This window comes from Actinomadura madurae (assembly GCF_047130825.1).
Classification (GTDB): Bacteria; Actinomycetota; Actinomycetes; order Streptosporangiales; family Streptosporangiaceae; genus Spirillospora; species Spirillospora madurae.
The window spans coordinates 2665140-2688724 of sequence record NZ_CP083237.1; the positions used below are offsets into that span (position 1 = coordinate 2665140).

Consider the following 23585-nt stretch of genomic DNA (forward strand, 5'->3'; position numbering starts at 1 on the left):
CGACACGGTAAGCCGCGGCAGCGGAATTGACAAGGGTATTGCCGCTTCGTCGTCCTCGTGAGATCGTCCTAAAACCTCTGCGCGGTACATCTGGACCGCTAGATGGACCACAGCGCGAGCATGTCAGGGAGGAACCCCCATGAGAAGACCCTCGTCCCACCTGGTGACCGCGGTGACGGCGGCGACCGGGACCGCCGCCGCGCTGGTCGCCGCCACGCTGCTCACCGGCCTGCCCGCCTCGGCCGGCGGCACCCACGCCAAGCCGGCGAACCGCGGCGCGCAGCAGCTCGGCGACCCGGAGTACGGCGTCTGCCGGGGTACCGACCCGCGCTGCTACCACGACTGGGGCAACTTCGACCCCGCCCAGGGCTACCGGGTGCTGGTCTACAGCCGGACCGCGGGGCCGCGGCACGCCAACCTCGGTCCCGCCCTCGCCGCCGGGCTGAACCCGCCGCTCGCCGACGCGAACGTCGCCCAGAAGGCCCTGGTCAAGATGGGCGAGGACAACGGGTTCGGGGTCGACTGGACCGAGGACGTCACCCAGTTGTCCAGCCCCGGGAAGCTGTTCCGGTACAACGCCGTGATCTTCATGAGCAGCACGCGCGACACCCTGGACGACGCGGCCCAGACGTCGCTGCGCCAGTACGTCCGGGGCGGCGGCGGGTTCGTGGGCGTGCACAACGCGTTCGGCACCGAGTACAACTGGCCGTGGTACGAGGGGCTCCTCGGCGGCGCGAACTACTACGACCACGGGCACGCGCAGACCGGGACCGTCCAGACCGTGGACCACAAGGACGTCTCCACCGCCGGCCTGCCGAACCGCTGGACGTTCAGCGACGAGTGGTACAACCTCGTCCCGTTCCCGTCCAAGGTGCGCTTCCTCGCGACCGTGGACGAGAAGTCCCTGGCGGAGGGCGCCGAGGGCGGGCAGGGGCACCCGGGCCACGGGTCCTTCCATCCCGTCGCCTGGTGCCAGTACTACGACGGGGGACGGGCCTGGCTCACCACGCTCGGTCATGACGCCAAGGCCTTCACCGACGACGGGACGAACTTCGCCGGCGCCCCGCGGTTCCGGAGCCTGCTGCTGAACGGCATCGAGTCGGCCATGGGCAAGAAGCCCTTCTGCCGGTGACGGTGGTTCCGATCGCGGGCCACGCCCGCTACAGCCCCAGGTAGATGCGCCGGACCTGGACGTCCTCGCGCAGCGCCCGGGAGGTGCCGGTCATCGCGACCTCGCCGTTCTCCATGACCACGCAGTCGCTCGTGGCCTCGAACGTCAGCTTGGCGTTCTGCTCCACGAGGAGCAGGCTCAGCCCCTCCTCGCGCAGCCGCACCAGCACCGCGAGGATGTCCTCGACGAGCTTGGGCGAGAGCCCCATGGACGGCTCGTCCAGCAGGATCAGGCGGGGCCGCGACATCAGCGCGCGGCCGACGGCCAGCATCTGCTGCTGCCCGCCGGACAGCGCCCCGGCGAGCCGGGACCGCATCTCCTTCAGCACCGGGAACAGCTCGTACACCTCGGCGAGCGCCTCCCCCGTCTCGGCGCCGCGCCACGACCGGGCGTAGGCGCCGAGCATCAGGTTCTTCTCGACGGTGAGGCCGGGGAAGACGTGCCGCCCCTCGGGGACGTAGCCGATCCCGTGCCGCACCACGTCGCGCGCCTTGACCCTGGTGAGGTCGGTGTCGCCGAACCGGACCCGGCCGCCGCTGCGGGGCACGAGGCCCATCAGCGCCTTGAGCGTGGACGTCTTGCCGGCCCCGTTGGCGCCGATGATGCCCACCGACTGCCCCGGCGCCACCGTGAACCCGATCGACCGGACCGCGCAGACGCCCCCGTAGTGGACGGAGAGGTCCTCCACCGTGAGGGTTTCCGCCTTCATCAGCTCACCTCCGTGGTGTCCGGCAGCGGCATGTCCGCCATGGCCGAGTCGCCGAGGTAGGCCTCGATCACCGCGTGGTCGCCGGCCACCTCGGCGGGCGTGCCCTCCGCGATCACCTCGCCGCCCGCCAGGACCGTCACCCGCTCGCACAGCGACATCACGAGGCCCATGTTGTGCTCGATGAGCACCACGGTGACCCCGCTGTCGCGGATGGACCGGACGATCTCCGACAGCTGCCGGACCTCCTCGCCGTTCAGCCCCGCCGCGGGCTCGTCCAGCAGCAGCACCCGCGGCGAGCCCGCCATGGCGCGGGCGATCTCGATGCGGCGCTGGATGCCGTAGGGCAGCGAGCCCGGCGGCGCCCCGGCGAACTCGCCGAGCCCGAACCGGTCGAGCAGCTCGTCCGCCCGGACGTGCAGCCGGCGCTCCTGCCGCCAGATCCCGACCGGCCACAGCACGTACCGCCAGATGGCGTACGTGCGCGACCGGTCGAGCGCGACGAGCAGGTTGTCCCGGACCGACAGCTCCCCGAACAGGCGCAGGTTCTGGAACGTGCGGGCCAGGCCGAGCATGGACAGCCGGTAGGGCCGTCCGCCCGAGACGACCCGGCCGTCCATCAGCACCCGCCCGCCGGACGCCTTGTAGAAGCCGCTGATGACGTTGAACAGCGTCGTCTTGCCCGAGCCGTTCGGCCCGACGATGCCCCGGATCTCACCGCGCTCCACGGTGAGGGAGACCTCCTTCAGGGCCTTCAGGCCGCGGAACTGCTTGGAGACGCTCTCGATCTCCAGCATCGGCCGCCCGTCCGCCTTCGTCCCCGCGTCCCCGCCGGGCTCGTACGGCTGGAACGGCCGCAGCACGGCGCGGTCCACGGACCTGCCGCGGCGCCGGTCGACGACGGCCTTCACCCTGGCGGGGACGCCCGCGAGGCCGGTCGGCGCGAAGACCACCATGAGCACCACGACCACGCCGAACCCGAGCTGCGCGTAGGTGGGGTAGTCCACCAGCTGCTCGCGGATCAGCGTGAGGCCGACCGCGCCGACGACGCAGCCGGTCAGGCTCTGCCGGCCGCCGATCACGACCATCGCCAGCAGCAGGAACATGTTGGCGATGTTGAAGGTGTCCGGCGCGATGTAGCGGATCAGCCCCACGTACAGCACGCCGGCGAGGCCGCCGAACACGCTGGACAGCATGAACGCCGTCATCCGCAGCAGCGGGATCTCCGCGCCGACCGCGCCCGCGGCCAGCGGGTCGTCCCGCATCGCCATCATCCGGCGGCCGAGGCCGGTCCGGACGACGAACTGCCCGAACAGCAGCGCGAGCGCGAACACCACCACTTCGAGGTAGTAGTACAGGTACTCGCTGGACAGGTCGATGCCGAACATCGGCGGGACGGGGATGGCCGAGATGCCCTCCGCGCCGCCGGCGATCTCGGCGTTGGTCGTCCAGTTGATGAACCCGAGCGCGAGCCCGAGCGTGACGATGCCGAGGTAGTGCGACTGCATCCGCAGTGCCGGGATGCCGACCAGCAGCCCGATCACCGCGGACGCCAGCATCGCCAGCGCGGCGGCCGGCCAGAACCCGAGCCCGTTGTGCGTGGTGAGGATCGCGGTCGCGTAGGCGCTCACCCCGAAGAAGGCGACCTGCGCGAGGTTGATCTGGCCCGCGATGCCCATGGCCAGGCCCATCCCGATCGCCAGCAGCGCGAACACCAGCGCGATGTTGACGACGTGGATCGCGTAGCTCCCGACCTGGTACGGCAGGATCCAGGCCGCGACCACGAGCACCGCGATCCCGCCGAGCCGCGGGGTACGGGGATGTTTGAGCAGGTCCGTCATGCGCGGCTCACCGTCATCTCGCCGAACAGCCCGGTGGGCCGGATCATGATCGCCACCGTGAACACCAGGAACACGACCAGCTCGGAGTAGCCCTGGAAGTGCCCGGCGGCGAAGGAGTCCAGGACCCCGATGGCGAAGCCGCCGGCGATGGCGCCGGGGATGTTGCCGCAGCCGCCGAGCATGGCGGCCGCGAACCCCTTGATCCCGATCGTCCCGCCCATCGTCGGGTTCACGTACAGCAGCGGGCCGACCAGCCCGCCCGCCAGCGCGGCGAGACCCGCGCCGATGGCGAACGCGATGGCGTTGCTGCGGCCGACGTGGATGCCAACGGCGGTGGCCGCCTCGTGGTCCATCGCGACCGCCTGCATCGCGGCGCCCATCTTGGTGCGCTGCAGGAACCCGACCAGCAGCACGACCGCGACGGCCGCGATCAGGAGCACGACCAGGTCGTAGGTGCGGACCCGCAGCCCGGCGAACTCCAGCGGCGCGCCGCCCACCGGGGACGACACGGCGCGTCCGGTCGCGCCCCAGATCAGCACGGCGACCGCCTGCAGGACCATCCCGAAGCCGATCGTGCCGATCAGCATCAGCGTGAAGTCCTTGTTCTCCAGCGGGCGCAGCACCCGCTCGATGAACAGGCCGATGAGCCCGGTCACCGCGATGGCCAGCGCCATCGCCAGGGCGAACGGCAGCTTGGTGGACATGTAGAAGGTGGACGCGGCATAGGCGCCGATCATGAGCACGTCGGCGTGCGCGAAGTTGACCAGCCCCATGGTGCGGTAGACCAGGCTGAACCCCATCGCGACCAGCGCGTAGATGGCACCGAGGCTCAGCCCGCCTATCAGCGTCTGAAGGAAGACCTGCATCGTTCCGCTTCCCCGGTCAGCCGCCGGCCTTGACGAGCTTCCCGTTCTTGATGATGCCGATGGAGGTGGTCTTGATGCCGACCCCCGTCTCGTCGTAGGCGAAGTTCCCGAGCAGCCCCTGGTACCGCACCGCCCGGATCGCGTCGGCCAGCTTCCTCCCCTTCGCGACATTGCTGTTCTTCAGCGCGGTGAGCAGGATCTGCGCGCCGTCGTAGGCCTTGGCGCCGTGCATCTCGGCCTCCTCGCCGTAGGCGGCCTTGTACGCGGCGGCGAACTTCTTGGACGCCTCGCTGATGTCGTTGCCGAGGTAGGGCGAGCTGACGATGGTGCCCTCGGCGTTCTGCGCCCCGGCGGTGTCCAGGTAGACCGGGGTGCCCTGGGGCGCGGCGCCGGCGAACGGCGCGTCGATGCCGAGGTCGCGGGCCTGCTTGACGATCAGCCCGGACTCGACCTCCTCGGCGCCGAGGAAGACCACCTGCGGCGACTTCTGCCGGATCTTGGTCAGCTGGGCGCTGAAGTCCTTCTGGTCGGTGGTGACGACCTGGTCGGCGACCGGCTTGACGCCCCGGTCCGACAGCGCCTTGAGGAAGGCGTCGTGCTCGCCCTTCCCGTACGCGCCGTTGTTGGTGATCATCGCGACCTTGGTCAGCTTCTCGTCGTCCACCACGTACTTGGCGAGCGTCTCGTCGTAGGTGGTGCTGGTCGGCCCGTTGAGGAACAGGAACGGGCTCTTCAGCGCCACCATCCCCGGCGACTGCCCGGAGGCGATGTTGGGGATCTCGGCCGTGCGGAGCGTGGGCGCCATCGCGATCGTGACGGCGCTCTCCGCCGTGCCCAGCATCGCGATGTAGTTCTGGCTGTCGATCTTGCGCGCGATGTTGGTCCCGACCGTCGGGTCGCCCTGATCGTCGAACACGTCGAGCTGGACCGTCCGGCCGCCGATCCCGCCGGCCTTGTTCCACTCATCCACGGCGAGCTTGGCGCCCTTGTGCTCCCACTTGCCGAGCGAGCTGAGCTGGCCGCTCTGCGCGTCGACCAGGGCGATCTTGATCGGGCCGGTGCCGCCGGAGCCGGAGTCCTCCGACTCGCCGGGGGCGGCGCAGCCCGCGGCGAGGCCGGCGGCGAGCGCGCCGGCGGCGAGCGCGGACAGGCGGAGTCTGGAACGGTTTCGCATGATGTCACCTCGGGGGGTGGAACAACGGGGTGGGCGGTGTCGGAGAGGGCGGGGCGCGCGGGTCATCGCGTCCCCTGTTCCGGGAAGACACCCTGGTAGATGTCGTTGATGTTCCAGTGCCCGGGTGTCGGCACCGGCTCATTGACCATGGGCACGTCCAGCACGGCGGGTCGCCGCCTGGCCGCCGCCGACCGCAGCGCCGGCAGCAGGTCCGCCGGCGCCGGGACGTCGTATCCGTCGGCTCCGCACGCCCTGGCGAGGGCGGCGAAGTCCGGGCTGTAGGGGCGTCCGGCGGGGTCCCGGAACTCGCATCCGTAGCTCGCGCCGAAGTTGGCCGCCTGCAGGTCGGCGATCGTGCCGTGGGCCCGGTTGTTCATCACCACGAAGATCACCGGCAGGCCGCGCTCGACGGCCATCGGGACGGCCGGGAGCTGGGCGCTCATACCGCCGTCGCCGACGAGCGCGACGACGACGCGGTCCGGCTGCGCGATCTGGACGCCGACCGCGGCGGCCGGCCCGAAGCCCATCGTCGAGGCTCCGCCGGGGGTGATGAAGCGGCCCTCGGCGGGCAGCTCGTAGCACCGGGCGACGCCGTTCTTGTTCCAGCCGACGTCGGTGACCAGCACCGCGTCGGCCGGGAGGGCGTCGCGCAGGTCGGCGAGGATGCGCTCCGGCCGGAGCGGGAAGTCGTCGCCGCGGCCCCGTTCGCGGCTCTCGGCGAACAGGCCGGTGCGGGCGGCGCGGATGCGCTCGCGGAGGGCGGGACGGTCGGCCGGCGGAGCGGCCCGCACCTGCGTGGCGATGGCCCGCACGGCGAGCGTCACGTCGGCGACTGCGCCGATCTCCACCGGGTAGTTTCGCCCGATCTCGGCCGCGTCGATGTCGATCTGGATCAGCCGGCCGGACGAGGGGCCGCCGCCGAGGTTCCAGGTGTACCGCTCGTCCCACGAGCTGGCGTCGGTCTCGGCGAACCGGGTCGCCAGCGCGAGGACGACGTCGGCGTGGCGGGCGTAGTCGTTGGTGGCTTCCAGCCCCCAGAAACCCGGCATCCCGAGCAGCAGCGGATGGTCGTCGGGGACGGCGCCCTTGCCCATCAGCGAGTGCACGATCGGGATGTCCAGGTGCTCCGCCAGGGAGAGCAGCGCGTCGCGTCCCGGCCCCTCGCGGAGCCCGCCGCCGAGGTAGATCAGCGGCCGCTCGGCCTCGGCGAGCATGCGGGCGATGCGACCGGCGACCGGCGCCGGGAGATCGGGCGGCGCCGTGCTCGCCGGCAGCGGATGGTCGTCCGGCGCGACCGTGCGGGAGAACAGGTCCATCGGGACGTTGAGGAGGACCGCTCCGGGACGTCCCGACGTGGCGGTCCAGAAGGCCCGTTCGGTGAACCGGGACAGGTCCTCGGCGCGGTGCACGTGCCAGGCGCGCTTGACGAACGGTCGGTAGATGGCGGTCTGGTCCGCGTCCGCGTGGAGGTTGACCTCCTGGTGCGGGTGGCGGCCGTGGTAGTAGGACGGCACGTCGCCGGAGATCGCGACGAGCGGGACCGAGTCCATCGCGGCCGTGGCCACGCCGGTCACGGCGTTCATCATCCCGGGCCCGACGTGCAGCAGCAGGACGCCGGGCCTGCCGGACGCGCGGGCGTAGCCGTCGGCGGCGTGCGCTGCGGCCTGCTCGTGCCGGGCGATGACGAACTCGATGGGGCTGCGGCCGAGCGCGTCCAGCAGCGCGATGTTGGTGTGCCCGCAGGTGCCGAACACGTACTCGACGCCGAAGGACTCCAGCCGGCGGACGAGCGCCTCGGCGGCCGGCACCGGCGCGGCCCCGTCCGGCGCCTGGTCGGTGCGGGGCTGGGCGTCCACGGTCATGAGGCCATCTCCTCTGCTCGGGGCAGGCTGATCCAGGTCTTCCCGGCGATGTCGGCGGCGCGGGCGAACGCGCTCGGCGCCTGGTCGAGCTCGAAGCGCTCGCGCAGCACCCGGCCGGGCCGCAGGTCGTGCTCGCGGAGCGTCGCGATCGTGTGGGCGAAGCCCGCGGGGTGGTCGTAGATGAGGCATCCGCGCAGGGTCAGCCGCCGCTGCACGAGCGCGAAGGTGGGCAGGCGGGCGGGGCGGGTGTTCTGGCCGACGGCGATCAGGGTGCCGCCGTCGGCGGTGCGTTCCACGGCGCGCTCGAACGCCTCGGGCACGCCCGAGGTCTCGATCACGACCGGGAAGGTGGTCCCGTCCGGGAGCGCCGAGGCGTCCTGCGCCCCCATCCGGAGGGCGAGCGTCCTGCGGCCGGCCTGCGGCTCGGTCACGAACGGCACCCCGCCGGCGTGCAGAACGGCCAGGGAAACAAGGAGGCCCTGCGAGCCCGCGCCCACGACGAGGCAGTGGTCCCCGGGGGCCAGCCCGCTCATGCGGACCGCGTTGAGCGCGACGGTGAACGGCTCGACGCAGACGACGTCGGCGTCCTCCCACAGTTCGGGGACGGGCCAGGTGAAGCGGGCCGGCACCGCGGCCCGCTCCGTCAGCAGGCCGGGCTCGGAGATCCCGACGACCCGACGGTTGCGGCAGCCCGCCGTGGCGCCGGTGCGGCAGGGGCCGCAGGCCAGGCACGCGTAGTTCGGCTCGACGACGACCCGCTGGCCGGGCGTGCGGTCGGTGACGCCGGCGCCGACGGCGAGGACGATGCCGAACGCCTCGTGCCCGAGCACCCAGGGCAGCGCCGGGACCTTGCGGCGGCCGGAGACCACCGCGAGGTCGGAGCCGCACAGCCCGACCCCGTGCACCTCGACGATGACGTCGCCCGGCCCGCACGACGGCTCGGGCCAGTCGTCCACGACCGCCACGGTGTCCGGCGAGACGAGCGTGACGGCCCTCATCCGCGCGCTCCCCAGAGCGGGGTGCCGCGCAGCAGCATCGTCTTCACGACCGTGAAGTCGTCGATCATGCAGCGCGGCGACTCCCGGCCGAAGCCGGAGTCCTTCATCCCGCCGAACGGGACGTGGTCGAGACGGTAGTTGGAGGAGCCGTTGACGATGAGCCCGCCGACGTCCAGGTCCCGCCAGGCGGTGATGATCCGGTCGAGGTCGCGGGTGAACAGACCGGCCTGCAGGCCGTACCGGCCCTCGTTGCAGTGCTCGATCACCTCGGAGAGGTCGTCGAACGGCAGCACCGCGACCAGCGCCCCGAAGATCTCCTCTATGACGACCGAGGCGTCCCGGGGCGCGTCGGCCACGATGGTCGGCGCGGCCGTGGCGCCGTCCCGCTTCCCGCCGAGCAGGACGCGCCCGCCCCCCGCCGCGGCCTCCGCGCTCCAGCGCACGACCCGCTCGGCGGCCTCCTCGTCGACCATCGAGCCGACGTCCGTCGCCGGGTCGAGCGGGTCGCCGACGGTGAGCGCCGCGACCTGCCCGGCGAACAGGTCCAGGAACTCGGAGTACCTGGAGCGCTGGACGTAGACGCGCTGGACGGAGATGCAGCTCTGGCCGGAGTTGCTGTACCCGGTGCGGGCGCAGACGCGGGCCGCCTCGGCGATGTCGGCGTCCTCGCACACGATCGTGGCGGCGTTGCCGCCGAGCTCCAGGACCAGCCGCTTCGCGCCGGCGGCGCGGGCCACCGCGGCCCCGGTGGCGGCGCCGCCGGTGAAGCTGATGACCGCGACCTCCTCGGCCGCGCACAGGGCCGCGCCGACGGAGCCGTCCCCGTGCAGCAGCTGGACGGCCTCGACCGGCATCCCGGCGTCGACCAGCAGTGCCACGACGGCGGTGGAGACGGCGGGTGCCTGCGGCGGCGCCTTGACGATCGTGGTGTTGCCGGCCGCGAACGAGGCGCCCAGCTTGTGGGCGAGCAGGTTGGCCGGCGCGTTGAAGGGCGTGATGGCCAGCGCGACGCCCGCCGGGGCGCGGTAGGTGAAGGCGGTGTCGCCGGCGCCCCGGGCCCATCCGGCGACGGGTAGCGTCTCGCCGCCGATCTGCCGTGCCTCGGCCGCGCAGATGGCGAAGGTGTCGGCGACCCGGTCGATCTCCCCGCGCCCGTCCTTGACGGGCTTGCCCAGTTCCAAAGCGAGCAGGCGGGCCAGGTCCTCGCGGTTCTCGGACGCGGCGGCCGAGGCGCGCTCCAGCACGTCCGCCCGGACCGCCGGGGCCAGCCGCCCGACCACCCGCGCCGACGTGCGCGCATAGGCCCTGACGGCGGCGATGTCGTCCGGGGACGCGGCCGGCGCCCGGCTCACCGGACGACCCAAATATGGTCCGATCCGTTCACTCTGCGGACCATCCGTAACCCATCGGCCACCGATGAGCGCCGCCGCATCAACCGGTCTGACCTCGGCTGCGGATGCGAGCAAGGCGTCCAGCATCAAGCTCCTCCAGGACCACTCAGCGGTCTTTATGTTCCGTCATGTGGACTGCGAGTCAACGTACGGGGCGGTCCGGGACGCTGACAAGGGGCCGCGGCCGGAAAAGTTTCGATCGATCCGGCGGCGCGCCCGCCGCGGACGCCCGTCACCTCCACCGATCCGCCTCCGCTCCTAATGTTCGAACCAGTGAGTTAGTTATAGGTGACCTCGCTCACCAGGGGAAGGGCAGACGGGCGATTTTCCGGCCGATGAGGGCGACAGACCGACTGACGGTCCAACTAGACCACTGTGTGGACTGCGTGTAACGTACGGACCGCAGCCGCCCGAGCACGAGAGCGAGAACCAGTGAGTCCAGCGAAGCGACCGGAGACCGAGACCCCCGGCACCCCGCCGTCCGGCGACGGCCAGGGCGTTCGCAGTGTTCAGCGCGCCATCGAGATCATGTCACTGCTGAGCGAGGAACGTCCCGTCGTCTCCATCCGGGACATCGTCGAGGCGACCGGCCTGGCGAAGACGACCGTCATCCGGCTCGTCCAGACCCTGGAGCAGAACGGCCTGCTGTGGGCCGCGCCCAACGGCTACCTGCCGGGCCCCGGCCTGTGGCGCTGGGCGCACCTGGCGCGCAGCAGCTGGGAGCTGCCGCCCGAGACCCGCAAGGCCATGCGCGACCTCGGCGCGCGGCGCCGGGAGACGGTGAACCTCTACATGCTCCGCGACATCTACCGCGTCTGCGTCGCCCAGCAGGAGAGCCCGCAGCCGCTCCGCCACGTCGTGCACGTCGGGGACGAGCTTCCCCTCTGGGCCGGCGCGTCGTCCAAGGCCCTGCTGCGGGACGCCCCCGACGCGCTGCTGCGGCGCGTCGCCCTCAGCTCCCCCTACGGAGAAGGCCACGTCAAGAGGCTCAAGGAGTGGATCGACGAGGCCGCCCATCAGGGCTGGGCGGTCAGCCACGGGGAACGTGAGGACGGCCTGTCCGCCGTCGCCGTGCCCGTCCTCGGCCGGTCGGGCACGGTCGTCGCGGCGCTGTCGCTCAGCGGCCCCACCGTCCGGTTCCCCGACGACACCGTCCGGGAGTACGCCGACGACCTGCGGCAGGTGGCCCGGGAGATGTCCGAACGCGGCTTCGACCACCCGCTCAGCCCCACGCACTGACCACGCGCCCGGCCGTCCGCGCGGCGGGGCAGAAGGAGCACGCGCATGCAGGAGCGACCGCTCAGCGGCATCCGGGTCCTCGACCTGACCAACGTTCTGGCCGGGCCGTACTGCAGCTACCAGCTGATGCTGCTGGGGGCCGAGGTCGTCAAGATCGAGGTCCCCGGCCAGGGCGACCTCGCCCGGCACCTCGGCCCGGACCCCGAGCTGAACCGCGGCGGCCTCGGCGCCTCGTTCCTCGCCCAGAACGCGGGGAAGAAGTCCGTCGAGCTCGACCTGAAGGACCCCGCCGACCGCGCCGACTTCGCGTCCATGGTCCGCGGCGCGGACGTCCTGCTGGAGAACTTCCGGGCCGGCGTGCTCGACCGGCTCGGCTTCGGGTGGCCCCGGCTGCGGGAGCTGAACCCGCGGCTCGTCTACTGCGCCATCTCCGGGTTCGGGCAGACCGGCCCGATGAGCCAGGCGCCCGCCTACGACCAGATCATCCAGGGGCTGTCCGGGATGATGAGCATCACCGGGACGAAGGAGACCGCGCCGCTGCGGGTCGGCTTCCCCGTCTGCGACACCATCGGCGGCCTCGCCGCCGCCCTGCACATCGCCGCGGCCCTCGCCGGCCGGTCCCGCACCGGCCGGGGGACGTTCCTGGACGTGTCCATGCTGGAGGCGGCCGTCTCGGCGATGGGCTGGGCGGTCTCCAACTACCTGGTCAGCGGGGTCGCGCCCGAGCCGATGGGCACCCAGAACGCCACCGCCGCGCCGTCCGGCACGTTCGAGGCCGCCGACGGGCCGCTGAACATCGCCGCCAACCGGCAGCGGCAGTTCGAGACGCTCTGCGACCTGCTCGACCGTCCCGACCTCCTCGACGACCCCCGGTTCGCCGACCGCGAGGCGCGCAAGCTGCACCGCGACGAGCTGACGGACGAGCTGAACCTCGCGCTGCGGAACCGGACCGCGGCCGAATGGGAGGAGCTCCTCTGCGCCGCCGGCGTGCCCGCCGCCCGGGTCACCGACGTCCCGCAGGCCGTCCGGCTCGACCAGCTCGACCACCGCGGCTTCTTCACCGACCTCCCGTTCCCGGACGGCTCCGGGCGCGTCCTACGCGTCGCCGGCAGCGGGATCCTGCACGACGGCGAGGCGCTGACGCCGACCGCCCCTCCCCCGACGCTCGGCCAGCAGAACGACGAACGCGCGAGCCTCATGGCCCGCTGGAACGGCCATGACGACGACACCGTCATGAACAGCACCCGGCGGGAGGCCCCGTGAGCGGCACCGACATGAGCGGCACCGACCCGACGGGTGCCGTCGGCGAGTGGTGGGCCACCGGCATCACCCGCATGGAGCCCGGCGTCATCGAACTGCGCGGGCGCCCCGTCCAGGAGCTCATCGGCACCACCGGCCTCACGTCGATGATCTGGCTGATGCTGCGCGGCGACCTGCCCGGCCCGCGGCAGGCCGCGCTGCTCGAAGCGGCCCTCGTCGCGGCCGTGGACCACGGCCCGCAGGCACCGTCGATCGCCATCGCCCGGATGGCGGCGACCTGCGGCGTCGGCCTCAACGGCGCCGTCGCGAGCGCGGTGAACACCCTCGGCGACGTCCACGGCGGGGCCGGGGAGCAGTGCGTCCGGCTGCTGGAGGAGATCCTCGTCCGGGAGGCGGAGGGGGTGGACCTGGACGTCGCGGCGGCGGAGGTCATCGCGGCCTGGCCCCGCTACCTGCCGGGGTTCGGCCACCGGTTCCACCCGGTGGACCCCCGCCGCGACCCGCTGCTGTCGCTGGTGGAGGCGGCCGTCCGGGACGGGGTCGTCCCGGGCGGCCACCTGCGCGCCGGCCTGGCGGTGGAAGCCCACCTGGCGAAGGGCCGCGAGAGGCCGGTGCCGATGAACATCGACGGCGCCACCGCCATCATCTACGCCGAACTCGGCTTCCCGGCTCCCCTGGCCCGCGGCCTCTTCGTGCTGAGCCGCAGCATCGGGATCCTCGCGCACGCCTGGGAGGAGACCCAGAGCGGGCAGCGCAACAAGGGGCCGATACCGCGCTCGGTGCTCCCCGCCTACCACCCTCCGTCCTGACCGGCCAGAGCCGCCCGCGGGGGACGCCCGGGTCGCTCCCGCCTTTCAGAGCCCCCGGACGGCGGCGATGGTGAAGGGGATCTCGGGGGTGCCCTCGCCCAGCGGGCCGCCCCTGTCGAACTGCGAGCGGACGACGTAGAGGGTTCCGCCGCGGCGGACGAGCGTCGTCGGGACCTGGAGGGACGGGCCCGCCAGCGTGCGCTCCAGGCGGGCCCGGGTTCCGTCGGCGGCGACACGCCAGCGGGTGACCTCGTTGTCGAGGTTGTCGGCCGTCCAGAGCCGCCCGTGCTGGAGTTCGAGCCCATCGGTGTTGTGCATGTCGCCGCCGTACAGGGCGACCTTGCGGACGGCCCCGGTCCCGATGTCCAGCCGGTAGAGGTCGCCGCCGCGCATGTCGTCGGTGAGCAGGAACCGGCCCGTGGGGTCGGCGACGATGCCGTTCAGCGTGAAATCGCCGGGCTCGTGCGGTTCGAGGACGCCGTCCAGGTCGAACCGGGTGGTCAACGTGGCGTGTCCTCCCCGGGCGTCCGCCAGGTCCTGGGGCGTGACCTGGTAGACCACCGCGCGGGACGTGTCGGTCAGGTAGGCGGTGCCGTCCGGGGCGATGGCGAGGTCGTTGACGAACCGGGCCCCGTCACCGGGGACGGTGAACCGCGCCAGCAGGCGGCGGCTCCGCGTGTCGTAGACCGCGACGCCGGACGTGGAGTCGGTCACCCACAGCCGTCCCGCCCGGTCGACCTTCATCCCGTTGGCGGTGTGGCGGCCGTCCGCGCCCGGCGGGAGGAACACCTCGGCCACGCGGCGGCCGGGACGCATCCGGTAGACGGTGCCGTCCTGGAACGACCCGGCGTACATGGCGCCGCCGCGGGGATCGGCGGCGATGCCCTCGGGGTACACGCGGTCGCCCGGCAGCACGTACGCCGTGGAGATCGACGGCCGGTGCCCGTGCGCGGCCGCCGGCGAAGCCAGGGACACGGACGCGGCGATGGCGGCGGCCACCGCCGCGGTGGAGCGCTGGATGCGCGACATGGACGTCTCCGTTCGAGGTCTCTTCTTAGAACGCGTCCACACGATAGTTAGAACTCTAATGCTCGTCAATGTCCTTCCTTCTCGACGGCTCGATACCATGCGGGAATGACCTCGATGCCCGTCCCGGAGCGGATCGGCTCCCACCTCAAGCGCGCGGAGCAGGCGCTCAACGGGGCCAAGCACGCCGCGCTGAAGCCGAGCGGGCTGACCGTGCCGCAGTACGCGGCGCTGCTGCACCTGTCCGACCACCCGGGCATGTCGGCCGCCGCCCTGGCGCGGGCGTGCGCGGTCACCCCACCGACGATGAACACCGTCCTCAAGAACCTCCAGGAGCGCGGGCTGATCGAGCGCACCCCGCACGAGTGGCACCGCAACATCCTGGAGACCCGGCTCACCGCCGAGGGCGAGGCGGTGCTGCGGGCCGCCGACGACCGGGCGGTCCGGGTCGAGCGGGGGCTCGCCGCCGAGTTCACCGACGCCGAGCGGGAGACGCTGATCGAGCTGCTGGGCCGGTGCGTCGGCTTCCTGGAAGCCGCGCGGTCCGCCCCCGGAGGCTGAGACACTCCCCGGGGAACCGACAATCGGGAGGAACCATGGGCGACCGGATCGAACACGACAGGTCGGGCCAGCTCAAGCAGATCGAGAGCGGGCTGCTGCCCGGCGAGCAGATCATCGCCGTCTACGACGCCATCGGCGCCGGCACCGGGTTCATCGGCCTCACCGACCGCCGCGTGATCGTCCAGGACAAGAGCTTCGCCGGCAAGCGGTACGCCATCACCAGCGTGCCCTACTCCAAGATCACCTCGGTCAGCGTGGTCAGCAACAAGTCATGGGCCGGGTCCTACTTCTCCACCGGGTCGATCGCGATCAACGTCGGCACGCACACCTACGAGGTCGAGTTCCGCGGCGCCGACAAGAGCCACCACGTGCACAACGTGATCCTGCAGTACATCTCGGGCTGACCCCGCCGCGGGTCAGGCGACGACCGTGGTGGTGGAGCCGGCGCGGTCCTTGGTGACGCGGAGCTGCGCGGGGACGCGGGCGCGCAGTTCCGCGACGTGGCTGACGATGCCGACCGTCCGGCCGCCGTCGCGCAGGCCGTCCAGGACGTCCATGACCTCGTCGAGCGTCTCCTCGTCGAGCGTGCCGAAGCCCTCGTCGACGAACAGGGTGCCGATCTCGGTCCCGCCCGCCTCGGCGGTGACCACGTCGGCGAGGCCGAGGGCGAGGGACAGCGAGGTGATGAACGACTCGCCGCCCGACAGCGTCACCGGGTCGCGTTCCAGGCCCGTCCAGGCGTCGGCGACCCGCAGGCCGAGCCCGCCGGCGCCCTTGGTGCGGTCGCCCGCCGCCTTCTCGGTCGTGTGGACGAGCGCGTACCGGCCCCCCGACATCCGGCGCAGCCGCTCGTTCGCGGCGGCGACCACCTGTTCGAGGCGGGCCGCCAGCACGTACGCCGACAGCGCCATCGCGCGCCGGTTCGCCGCGTGCTTGCCCGACGCCAGTCCGGCCAGCCGCTCCGCCACCTCGTACCGCCGCGCGGCCGGACGCCACGCGCGGACGGCCCCGTCCAGCTCGGCGCGCAGCTCGGCGAGCCGGTCGCAGCGGCGCCGGGCACGGGCGGCGGCGTTCGCGGCCTCGGTGCGCGCGGCCTCCGCCGCCGCCACCGTCGCCTCCAGGCCCGGCAGGTCGGGGGCGGGCTCGGCGGCGGCCGCCTTCAGCGCCGGGTCGCCCAGCAGGGCGCGGACCTCGGCCTCCTCGTCGTCGAGCCGCCGGATCCTGTCGCGCAGGTCGCCCTGGTCCTCGTCCGGGAGCACGGCGGCGAGGACCTCCTCGGGGGTGCGGAACCCCTGCTCCTCGCCCCCTTGCCTTGCCTTCGCCCGCGCGGCGGCCAGCTCCCCGTCGGCCCGCGCGTACACGCGCAGCGCCTCGACGGCCTCGGCGAGCGCGTCGGCCTCCCCGCCCAGCCGGGCGATGCGCGCTTCGAGCGTCGGGTCGTCGCCGCGCGCCTCGTCCAGCTCCGCGGCCAGCCGGTTCTGCTCGGCGGCCAGCTCCCCGTCCTGGACGCGGTTCGCGGTGAGGTCGCGCGACACCCGCTCGTGCTCGGAGCGGACCTGGTCGAGTTCCCGCTCGTGCCGGTGAAGGGCCGCCTCCAGGCGTTCGGCCTCCGCGGCGCGGGCCTTCGCCGCCTCCCACTCGCGCTCGGCGTCGGCGAGTTCCGCCGCGAGGACACCGGCGGCCGTCTCCCCGGCGATCTCCAGGAGCTTGTCGCGCTCGGTGCGCAGCTCCCCGACGAGCGTCCCGGCCCGCTCGCGGACGTCCTGGGCCGCGTCGGCCTCGTGCTGCGCCCCGTCCACCTGCTCCTCGGTCGGGATCAGGGCGAGCGACGTGACCGGCGCCGGATGCTCGGTGGAGCCGCACACCCGGCACGGCTCGCCGTCCTCCAGCTCCTCGGCGAGCACGGCCGCCATCCCGTCCAGGCGCGCCTGCCGGAGGTCGAGGACGCGCTGCCGCGCGTCCTGGGCCGCATCGACCGCCGCGCGGTACTCCGCCTCCGCGCCGGCGAGCCGCTCCACCACCTGGTCGCGGCGCAGTGCCGCGTCGAGCCGGCGCCCGGCCTCGTTGACCGCGGCCTCCGCCCCCGACCGCGCCGCCGCCGCGAGGTTGGCCTCCTCCAGCTCGGCGCGGCGGGCGTCCACCACTCCCGGCAGGTCCGCGAGCGCCGCCGCGAGCCGCGCCTCCTCCGGCTCCAGCCGCCGCAGGTCGTCCGCCAGCCTCTCCCGGTCGCGCCCGATCTGCCGGAGCCTGGCGGCGGTGCCGCGCCTGCCCTCCAGCGCCGCGGCCTCGTTCCGGCGGTCGCGCTCGGCCTTGGCGATCACGTCCTCCGGCGCCTTCGGCGGCAGCAGCGCCGCCACCCGGGACCGGGTCTCCTCGGCCCAGCGGCGCGCCCGCACCGCCTCCCCGTGCCTGACCTCGACGTCCCGCACCAGCGGGGCGACCCGGTCGGCGCGGGCGGCGGCGTCGAGCCGGGACGCGAGCCGCGACTTCTCCTCGGCCCGCTCCGCCAGCGCGTCCCGCCTGGCGACGGCGGCGGCGTGGCGGCGCCGCCGCTCGGCGAGCCCCTTCGCCTCTTCCAGCGCCGCGCGCACCCCGCGCAGCGTCTCGCCGACATCCGCCGCCAGCTCCTCCACGACCGCACGGACGTCCTCGTGCCCGCCCGCCAGCTCGGCGGCCCACGCGGGCAGCACCGCCACGTCGCCGAACGGCTCCACGACCGGCTCCCCGCGGCGCGGCGCGGGAACCAGTGAGGGCGCCTCGCGCGGCGTCGCGGCACCGGTCGTCTCGGCGATCCGGTCCGCGATCGAGAACGTCCGGGCGCCCAGCTCGGCGGCCTCCCGCCCGGTCGCCGCGCGCCGGTCGGCGAGCCACTTCTCGACCTGCGTGAACACCTCGGCCGCGAAGAGCCGCTCCAGCACCTTGCGGCGCTCGTCCGCCCCGGCGCGCAGGAACCCGGCGAACTCGCCCTGCGGCAGCATCGCCACCTGGCAGAACTGGACCGCGTTCATCCCGAGCATCCGCGACACCAGATCGCCGGCCTCGTCCAGCCGCGTGGTGAGACCGACCCACTCCCCGTGCTCGCACTCCTCCAGGACGACCTTCGCATGCTCGGTCGTCGTCCCGGACCCGCGCAGCTTCGGCCGCTCCCAGGCCGGCGACCGCGTGATGCGGAACCGGCGGCCCCGGATCGTCGTCTCCAACACCACACGCGGCCCGGCCCCGGGCGGCGCATGGTCACTGCGCAGCCCCTTCACCGCGTTCCGGGCACCGGGCACCTGGCCGTAGAGCGCGAAGCACACCGCATCGAGGATGCTCGTCTTACCCGCGCCCGTCCGCCCCTGGATGAGGAACAGCCCCGCCTCCGACAACGCGTCGAAGTCGACGACCTCCACCCCGGAGAACGGCCCGAACGCCGCAACCTCCAACCGATGCAACCTCACGCCAGGGCCTCCTTCTGGCGGCAGGCCTCGAACGCCTCGTGGAGGAGGGCGCGCTCGGCGTCGGTGGCGGGGGCGTCGGTGACCTCGGCCACGAAGTCGCCCGCGATGTCGAGGGCGCTGCGCTCGCGGACGCGGTCGGTCCAGGTGCGGGTGTTGTCGGTCCCGCCGCCTTCGGGGTCGTAGCCGAGGACGAGCGTGTGCGGGAACCGGCGGCGCAGTCGTTCCATCGCGGCGGACGGGCGGCGTTCGTCGGTCAGCGTGATCTGGAGCCAGCGGTCCTCGTACTTCTCGTAGGCCGCGCCGGTGAGCAGGTCGTCGAGGCGGCCGCGGACACGGGCGAGGCGGCGCGGGACGGGGGCCTCCACGAACTCCGCCGACACGCCGTCCGCGTGCAGGTCGATGAGCCAGGACCCCTTGACGTGCCGCTCCTCCGAGAACGAGTACGCCAGCGGCGAGCCCGAGTAGCGGACCCGGTCGGTGACGGGCCAGGCGCCGTGCAGGTGGCCGAGCGCGGCGTAGTCGACGCCCTCGAAGACCGATGCCGACACCTGCGACGACCCGCCGACCGAGATGTCGCGTTCGCTCTCGCTCGACTCGCCGCCCGTGACGAACGCGTGTGCCAGCACGACCGAGTGCTCCGGCCGGGTGGCCGCGTCCTCCCGGACGCGCCGCATCGCCTCGGTGAGTGCGGCGGCGTGGCTGCGCTCGTCCAGGTTCCACGGGTGCCGGACGAGTTCGGGCTCCAGGTACGGGATGCCGTAGAACGCGGCGTCCCCGATGACGACGGGCTCCCCCACACTCGCGAAGTCGGTGCGGACGTGCACGCCGGCGGCGTCCATCAGCGCCGACCCGAACCCGAGGCGGCGCGTCGAGTCGTGGTTGCCGGCGATGAGCACCACCCGGGTGCGTTCGGCCAGCCGCCGCAGCGCCTCGTCGCACAGCCGGACGGCGTCCACCGCGGGCAGCGCCCGGTCGTAGACGTCCCCGGAGACGAGCACGCACTCGACCCGCTCCGCCGCGACCGTCTCGACCAGGTGGTCGACGAACGCCGCCTGCGCGGCCAGCAGGTCCTCGCGGTGGAAGGATCTGCCGAGATGCCAGTCGGAGGTGTGCAGGAGTCGCATGTCGCAGCAACCATAGGCACCCCCTCCGACACATCCCGCGCAGAAACGCCGGGGCGCCCCAGACGATCTTCCGGGATCGGGAGATCGCCGGCTCGCGCGCTCCCGTAGGGTTGCGACGTGAGCGAGCGTCCCTACGTGCTGCTGAGCTGCGCGATGTCCGCCGACGGCTATATCGACGACGCGACCCCGGAGCGGCTCCGGCTGTCCAGCGCGGCGGACTGGGACCGGGTCGACGCGGTGCGGGCGAGCTGCGACGCGATCCTCGCCGGCGCCGGGACGCTGCGCGCCGACGACCCCCGGCTGCTGATCCGGTCGGCGGTGCGGCGGGAACGGCGGGCGGCGCGGGGCCTGCCCGCCGACCTGACCAAGGTGACGCTGACCTGGAGCGGCGACCTGGACCCGGGCGCCCGGTTCTTCACCACCGGCGAGGCGCCGAAGCTCGTGTACGCGCCGTCCACCACGGCCGTCGAGCTCGCCCCTCGGCTGACCGGCGTCGCCGAGGTCATCGACGCGGGCGACCCGCTCGACCTGCCCACGGTGCTCGGCGACCTCGCGGCACGCGGCGTCCGTCGGCTGATGGTCGAGGGCGGCGGCGGCGTGCACACGCTGTTCCTCACGGCCGACGTGGTGGACGAGATCCAGCTCGTCGTGGCCCCGTTCTTCATCGGCGACCCCTCCGCGCCCCGGTTCGTCCGGTCCGGGGTGTTCCCGCAGTCGCCGGAGCGGCCGATGCGCCTGGACGAGGTGACCCGCATCGGCGACCTCGCGCTGCTCCGCTACCTGATCGGGGCCGCGCGTGGATGACCTCGGCTGGCTGGCGCTGGCGTGCGACCTGGCGGAACTGTGCCCGCCGTCCAGCACGGCGTTCTCCGTCGGGGCGGTCATCGTCGGCGAGGGCGGGCGGGAGATCGCGCGCGGCTTCTCGCGGGAGAAGGACCCGCACGACCACGCCGAGGAGGCCGCCCTGGCCAAGGCCCCCGTCCGCCTCGAAGGCGCCACCGTCTACAGCTCACTCGAACCGTGCGGCCACCGCGCGTCCCGCCCGCGCACCTGCGCCGAGCTGATCGTGGCCTCGGGCGCCCGCCGCGTCGTCTTCGCCTGGCGCGAGCCGGTCCTGTTCGCCGAGGGCGCCGGCGCCGAAATCCTAGCGGCGGCGGGCATAGAGCTGGTCGAACTCCCCGACCTGGCCAACCGCGCCCGCCACCCAAACACCCACCTCCTCTAACCCCCGCACGCAACAACCCCTTAACTCGTAAAAGCCGGGAACCTCCCGCAACGAGAAGAGTCCGTCTCAAAGCCTCCCGCCTCCTCGCCAGGCGGAATCCACAAGAACACCGGACCGAAACCGGGCACCGCGTGCGGTCGCCCCTCCAATTCCTGGAAGCCGAACGTCCCCACAACAGGAAGCGTCCCGTTCCACACAGCCATCCCGCCTCCTCCCCGCGCGAAACCCGCGAGAGCACCAGACCGAAGGCGGGCGCCGCGTGGAGGTGGCCATTGAGCTCGTGGAAGCCGGGTGGCTCACAACGAGGAGCAGGCCGCCACATAGCCGCTTGAACGCGCAACTCCTTGAGCTGGCGTCAGCAGCAGTTGGGGGGCGCGGTGGCGGCGGCCCTTGAGCTCGTGGAAGCCGGGTGGCTCACAACGAGGAGTGGGCCGTCACCAAGCTGCTTGAACGCGCAACTCCTTGAGCTGGCGTCAGCAGCAGTTGGGGGGCGCGGTGGCGGCGGCCCTTGAGTTCATGGAAGCCGGGTGGCTCACAACGAGGAGTAGGCCGCCACATAGCCGCTTGAACGCGCAGCTCCTTGAGCTGGCGTTAGGTGACGTTGGGAGTTGTGTGTGGTGGGCCCTTGAGTTCGTGGAAGCCGGGGGTTTTTGTGACGAGGAGGGTTCCGTCCCATAGGCGTCCTGCCTCTTCGCCGTGTGGGATTTGCGAGATGACCGGGCCGAAGAATGCTCGGTCGCCGACCTCGATCACGGGGGTGCCGATGTGCGGGCCCACCTTGTCGACGCCCTCGGTCGTTGACGCGCGGATCGCGTCGTCGTGGTTCGGCGTGTCGGCTGCCGCGGCGAGGCTCTCGGGCAGGCCGGCCTCGGCGAGCGCGTCCTGGAACGTCCGCGGTCCCATCTCGCCCCGCTCGTGGACGCGGGTTCCGAAGGCCGTGTAGAAGCGCCCTAGCGCCTCCTGCCCCGCCGTCGCGGCCACGGCGGCGCAGACGCGGGCCGGCAGCCAGAGGTAGCCGCCGGGGTCGTCCTCCGGGTCGTCGTCCCGGTCCTCGTTGAGGGCGGCCAGGCTCAGCAGGTGCCAGCGCGGTTCGATCGGCCGGACCTTCGCCGCCTCCAGGAGCCATCGGGACGTGATCCAGGTGTACGGGCAGGACGGGTCGAACCAGAAATCGGCGATCTGGGCCATGTTCCGGGTTATATCGGAATTGGATGAGACGCGAGTCTCATTGCTCTTGCCAACGCCCCGGGACGGCATGCGATGCTGTGCCCAAGCAAGCATTCGGTCAGCGGGAGGCACGGCAGCATGCGCGAGCACGATCGGCTGTTCATCGGCGGCGAGTGGACCGCTCCGGCCGGCACCGGCACCATCGACGTCATCTCCCCGCACACCGAGGAGGTCATCGGACGGGTGCCCGAGGGGACCGAGGGCGACATCGACGCCGCGGTCGCGGCGGCGCGGCGCGCGTTCGACGAGGGGCCCTGGCCGCGGATGTCGCCCGCGGAGCGCGCCGAGATCGTCGGGCGGCTGTCGGCGATCTACGCCGAGCGGCAGCAGGAGATGGCCGACCTCGTCACCGCCGAGATGGGCTCGCCGATCATGTTCTCGGTGTTCGGGCAGGCCGCGATCCCGCAGATGGTGCTGCAGTACTACGTCGACCTCGCCGGCACCTACGCGTGGGAGGACGAGCGGCAGGGCATGCTGGGGCCCGTCACGGTCACGCAGGAGCCCGTCGGCGTCGTCGCGGCGATCGTCCCGTGGAACGTGCCCCAGTTCACGCTGATGCTCAAGCTCGCGCCCGCCCTCATCGCCGGGTGCACGGTGGTCGCCAAGCCGTCTCCGGAGACGCCGCTCGACTCCTACCTGCTCGCCGAGTGGATCCGCGAGGCCGGGCTCCCGGAGGGCGTCGTCAACATCGTCCCGGCCGGGCGGGAGGTCGGCGCCTACCTGGTCGCGCACCCCGACGTCGACAAGGTGTCGTTCACCGGCTCCACCGCGGCCGGCCGCAAGATCGGCGCGGTCTGCGGCGAGCAGCTCAAGCGGGTGACGCTGGAGCTCGGCGGCAAGTCGGCCGCAATCATCCTGGACGACGCCGACCTGGGCTCGGCCGTCGAGGGGTTCAAGCTGGCGTCGCTGATGAACAACGGCGAGGCGTGCGCCGCGCAGACCCGCATCCTCGCCTCCCGGCGCCGCTACGACGAGGTCGCCGACGCGCTCGCGACCATGGTCGGCGGCCTGAACGTCGGCGACCCCGCCGACTACGGCACCGAGATCGGCCCGCTGGTCGCCCAGCGCCAGCAGGAACGCGTGGAGAACTACATCCGGATCGGCCAGGACGAGGGCGCCAAGCTGATCACCGGCGGCCTGGACCGGCCGCGTGACCGCGGCTGGTACGTGGCCCCGACCGTGTTCGGCGGCGTCGGCAACGACATGCGCATCGCCCGCGAGGAGATCTTCGGCCCGGTGCTGGTCCTCATCCCCTACGAGGACGAGGACGACGCCGTCAGGATCGCCAACGACAGCGACTACGGCCTCGGCGGCTCGGTCTGGACGTCCGACGTCGACCACGGCGTCGACGTCGCCCGGCGGATCCGCACCGGAAGCTGCGGCGTCAACATGTACACCCTCGACCCGAACACCCCGTTCGGCGGCTACAAGAACAGCGGTCTGGGCCGCGAACTCGGCCCCGAGGGCCTCCACGCCTACCTGGAGCACAAGTCCATCCCCCACCCGGCCCCCACCAACTGACCCGGTCGGCCTACCCATAAACGGCACGCGCCCGCCCCACGCGCCAGTCCGGCGGCACCAGCACGACGTCGCGGATCTGGCGGGCGGCCATGGGCGTGGCGGCTGCGCGCACCCGGGCCTCCAGCTCCCCTGCGGCCACTCGGA

20 protein-coding genes are annotated in these 23585 nt (G+C 72.8%); 9 read left to right on the forward strand and 11 right to left on the reverse strand.

Annotated features, from left to right (window positions below; all coding sequences use genetic code 11):
• Positions 1 to 139 precede the first annotated feature (139 nt).
• The gene (locus K8Z49_RS12015) at positions 140 to 1132 is read left to right on the forward strand and encodes a ThuA domain-containing protein (RefSeq protein ID WP_052357918.1); all 993 of its coding nucleotides are present in this window, start codon (positions 140 to 142) and stop codon (positions 1130 to 1132) included.
• A gap of 28 nt (positions 1133 to 1160) precedes the next feature.
• On the opposite strand, the gene K8Z49_RS12020 is transcribed toward K8Z49_RS12015, so the two are convergent.
• The 7 genes from K8Z49_RS12020 to K8Z49_RS12050 form a co-directional block, all read right to left on the reverse strand.
• Positions 1161 to 1880, reverse strand: coding sequence for an ABC transporter ATP-binding protein (locus tag K8Z49_RS12020; protein WP_021594828.1), 720 nt, complete (start codon positions 1878 to 1880; stop codon positions 1161 to 1163).
• Positions 1880 to 3718, reverse strand: a complete 1839-nt coding sequence (locus tag K8Z49_RS12025; RefSeq protein ID WP_021594827.1) for an ABC transporter permease subunit — start codon at positions 3716 to 3718, stop codon at positions 1880 to 1882. Before K8Z49_RS12025 ends, K8Z49_RS12020 begins: the two co-directional genes overlap by 1 nt.
• Positions 3715 to 4584: a branched-chain amino acid ABC transporter permease gene (locus tag K8Z49_RS12030; RefSeq protein ID WP_021594826.1), complete on the reverse strand. Its 870-nt coding sequence runs from the start codon at positions 4582 to 4584 to the stop codon at positions 3715 to 3717. The genes K8Z49_RS12025 and K8Z49_RS12030 overlap by 4 nt, the downstream gene beginning before the upstream one ends.
• A gap of 16 nt (positions 4585 to 4600) precedes the next feature.
• On the reverse strand, positions 4601 to 5758 hold the full coding sequence (locus tag K8Z49_RS12035; protein ID WP_021594825.1) for an ABC transporter substrate-binding protein: 1158 nt from the start codon (positions 5756 to 5758) through the stop codon (positions 4601 to 4603).
• A 62-nt stretch (positions 5759 to 5820) separates the two neighbouring features.
• Complete coding sequence (locus tag K8Z49_RS12040) at positions 5821 to 7620, reverse strand: thiamine pyrophosphate-binding protein (RefSeq protein ID WP_021594824.1); 1800 nt, start codon at positions 7618 to 7620, stop codon at positions 5821 to 5823.
• Positions 7617 to 8618, reverse strand: coding sequence for a zinc-dependent alcohol dehydrogenase (locus tag K8Z49_RS12045; RefSeq protein WP_021594823.1), 1002 nt, complete (start codon positions 8616 to 8618; stop codon positions 7617 to 7619). The genes K8Z49_RS12040 and K8Z49_RS12045 overlap by 4 nt, the downstream gene beginning before the upstream one ends.
• Positions 8615 to 10096, reverse strand: coding sequence for an aldehyde dehydrogenase family protein (locus K8Z49_RS12050; protein ID WP_412518772.1), 1482 nt, complete (start codon positions 10094 to 10096; stop codon positions 8615 to 8617). Before K8Z49_RS12050 ends, K8Z49_RS12045 begins: the two co-directional genes overlap by 4 nt.
• A 345-nt stretch (positions 10097 to 10441) precedes the next feature.
• Between K8Z49_RS12050 and K8Z49_RS12055 the strand changes: the two genes are divergently transcribed.
• Genes K8Z49_RS12055 through K8Z49_RS12065 form a run of 3 tightly spaced genes read left to right on the forward strand, consistent with a single transcriptional unit; the run spans position 10442 to position 13317 of the window.
• Complete coding sequence (locus K8Z49_RS12055; protein WP_075020382.1) at positions 10442 to 11248, forward strand: IclR family transcriptional regulator; 807 nt, start codon at positions 10442 to 10444, stop codon at positions 11246 to 11248.
• Between the two features lie 45 nt (positions 11249 to 11293).
• Positions 11294 to 12511 (forward strand): CaiB/BaiF CoA transferase family protein, encoded by a 1218-nt coding sequence (locus tag K8Z49_RS12060; protein WP_412518774.1) that lies wholly within the window; start codon positions 11294 to 11296, stop codon positions 12509 to 12511.
• The gene (locus K8Z49_RS12065; protein ID WP_021594819.1) at positions 12508 to 13317 is read left to right on the forward strand and encodes a citryl-CoA lyase; all 810 of its coding nucleotides are present in this window, start codon (positions 12508 to 12510) and stop codon (positions 13315 to 13317) included. Before K8Z49_RS12060 ends, K8Z49_RS12065 begins: the two co-directional genes overlap by 4 nt.
• A 45-nt stretch (positions 13318 to 13362) precedes the next feature.
• On the opposite strand, the gene K8Z49_RS12070 is transcribed toward K8Z49_RS12065, so the two are convergent.
• The gene (locus K8Z49_RS12070) at positions 13363 to 14346 is read right to left on the reverse strand and encodes an SMP-30/gluconolactonase/LRE family protein (protein WP_412518776.1); all 984 of its coding nucleotides are present in this window, start codon (positions 14344 to 14346) and stop codon (positions 13363 to 13365) included.
• A 105-nt stretch (positions 14347 to 14451) separates the two neighbouring features.
• On the opposite strand from K8Z49_RS12070, the gene K8Z49_RS12075 reads away from it, so the two are divergent.
• Together K8Z49_RS12075 and K8Z49_RS12080 are read left to right on the forward strand one after the other, a co-directional pair.
• Complete coding sequence (locus K8Z49_RS12075; RefSeq protein WP_021594817.1) at positions 14452 to 14904, forward strand: MarR family winged helix-turn-helix transcriptional regulator; 453 nt, start codon at positions 14452 to 14454, stop codon at positions 14902 to 14904.
• 35 nt (positions 14905 to 14939) lie between these two features.
• Entirely contained in the window at positions 14940 to 15308 is a 369-nt protein-coding gene (locus K8Z49_RS12080) for a PH domain-containing protein (RefSeq protein WP_021594816.1), read from the forward strand.
• A 12-nt stretch (positions 15309 to 15320) separates the two neighbouring features.
• Here K8Z49_RS12080 and K8Z49_RS12085 read toward each other — a convergent pair whose 3' ends face one another.
• A complete protein-coding gene (locus K8Z49_RS12085) occupies positions 15321 to 18344 on the reverse strand; it encodes an AAA family ATPase (RefSeq protein WP_412518779.1) in 3024 nt (1007 codons plus the stop codon).
• Positions 18341 to 19468 (reverse strand): exonuclease SbcCD subunit D, encoded by a 1128-nt coding sequence (locus K8Z49_RS12090; RefSeq protein WP_412518781.1) that lies wholly within the window; start codon positions 19466 to 19468, stop codon positions 18341 to 18343. The genes K8Z49_RS12085 and K8Z49_RS12090 overlap by 4 nt, the downstream gene beginning before the upstream one ends.
• 117 nt (positions 19469 to 19585) lie before the next feature.
• On the opposite strand from K8Z49_RS12090, the gene K8Z49_RS12095 reads away from it, so the two are divergent.
• Together K8Z49_RS12095 and K8Z49_RS12100 are read left to right on the forward strand one after the other, a co-directional pair.
• Entirely contained in the window at positions 19586 to 20272 is a 687-nt protein-coding gene (locus tag K8Z49_RS12095) for a RibD family protein (protein ID WP_220126651.1), read from the forward strand.
• On the forward strand, positions 20265 to 20693 hold the full coding sequence (locus K8Z49_RS12100) for a deaminase (RefSeq protein ID WP_412518783.1): 429 nt from the start codon (positions 20265 to 20267) through the stop codon (positions 20691 to 20693). The genes K8Z49_RS12095 and K8Z49_RS12100 overlap by 8 nt, the downstream gene beginning before the upstream one ends.
• A gap of 591 nt (positions 20694 to 21284) precedes the next feature.
• On the opposite strand, the gene K8Z49_RS12105 is transcribed toward K8Z49_RS12100, so the two are convergent.
• Entirely contained in the window at positions 21285 to 21881 is a 597-nt protein-coding gene (locus tag K8Z49_RS12105) for a disulfide bond formation protein DsbA (protein ID WP_412518785.1), read from the reverse strand.
• 117 nt (positions 21882 to 21998) lie between these two features.
• Between K8Z49_RS12105 and K8Z49_RS12110 the strand changes: the two genes are divergently transcribed.
• Positions 21999 to 23441, forward strand: coding sequence for an aldehyde dehydrogenase (locus K8Z49_RS12110; RefSeq protein ID WP_021598091.1), 1443 nt, complete (start codon positions 21999 to 22001; stop codon positions 23439 to 23441).
• The last annotated feature ends 144 nt before the right edge of the window (positions 23442 to 23585 follow it).

Excerpts from the sequence above, each read along its gene's own strand:
- K8Z49_RS12015 (WP_052357918.1), top strand. The coding sequence starts at position 140 with ATGAGAAGACCCTCGTCCCACCTGGTGACCGCGGTGACGGCGGCGACC.
- K8Z49_RS12020 (WP_021594828.1), bottom strand. The coding sequence starts at position 1,880 with ATGAAGGCGGAAACCCTCACGGTGGAGGACCTCTCCGTCCACTACGGG.
- K8Z49_RS12025 (WP_021594827.1), bottom strand. The coding sequence starts at position 3,718 with ATGACGGACCTGCTCAAACATCCCCGTACCCCGCGGCTCGGCGGGATC.
- K8Z49_RS12030 (WP_021594826.1), bottom strand. The coding sequence starts at position 4,584 with ATGCAGGTCTTCCTTCAGACGCTGATAGGCGGGCTGAGCCTCGGTGCC.
- K8Z49_RS12035 (WP_021594825.1), bottom strand. The coding sequence starts at position 5,758 with ATGCGAAACCGTTCCAGACTCCGCCTGTCCGCGCTCGCCGCCGGCGCG.
- K8Z49_RS12040 (WP_021594824.1), bottom strand. The coding sequence starts at position 7,620 with ATGACCGTGGACGCCCAGCCCCGCACCGACCAGGCGCCGGACGGGGCC.
- K8Z49_RS12045 (WP_021594823.1), bottom strand. The coding sequence starts at position 8,618 with ATGAGGGCCGTCACGCTCGTCTCGCCGGACACCGTGGCGGTCGTGGAC.
- K8Z49_RS12050 (WP_412518772.1), bottom strand. The coding sequence starts at position 10,096 with ATGCTGGACGCCTTGCTCGCATCCGCAGCCGAGGTCAGACCGGTTGAT.
- K8Z49_RS12060 (WP_412518774.1), top strand. The coding sequence starts at position 11,294 with ATGCAGGAGCGACCGCTCAGCGGCATCCGGGTCCTCGACCTGACCAAC.
- K8Z49_RS12070 (WP_412518776.1), bottom strand. The coding sequence starts at position 14,346 with ATGTCGCGCATCCAGCGCTCCACCGCGGCGGTGGCCGCCGCCATCGCC.
- K8Z49_RS12075 (WP_021594817.1), top strand. The coding sequence starts at position 14,452 with ATGACCTCGATGCCCGTCCCGGAGCGGATCGGCTCCCACCTCAAGCGC.
- K8Z49_RS12080 (WP_021594816.1), top strand. The coding sequence starts at position 14,940 with ATGGGCGACCGGATCGAACACGACAGGTCGGGCCAGCTCAAGCAGATC.
- K8Z49_RS12090 (WP_412518781.1), bottom strand. The coding sequence starts at position 19,468 with ATGCGACTCCTGCACACCTCCGACTGGCATCTCGGCAGATCCTTCCAC.
- K8Z49_RS12105 (WP_412518785.1), bottom strand. The coding sequence starts at position 21,881 with ATGGCCCAGATCGCCGATTTCTGGTTCGACCCGTCCTGCCCGTACACC.
- K8Z49_RS12110 (WP_021598091.1), top strand. The coding sequence starts at position 21,999 with ATGCGCGAGCACGATCGGCTGTTCATCGGCGGCGAGTGGACCGCTCCG.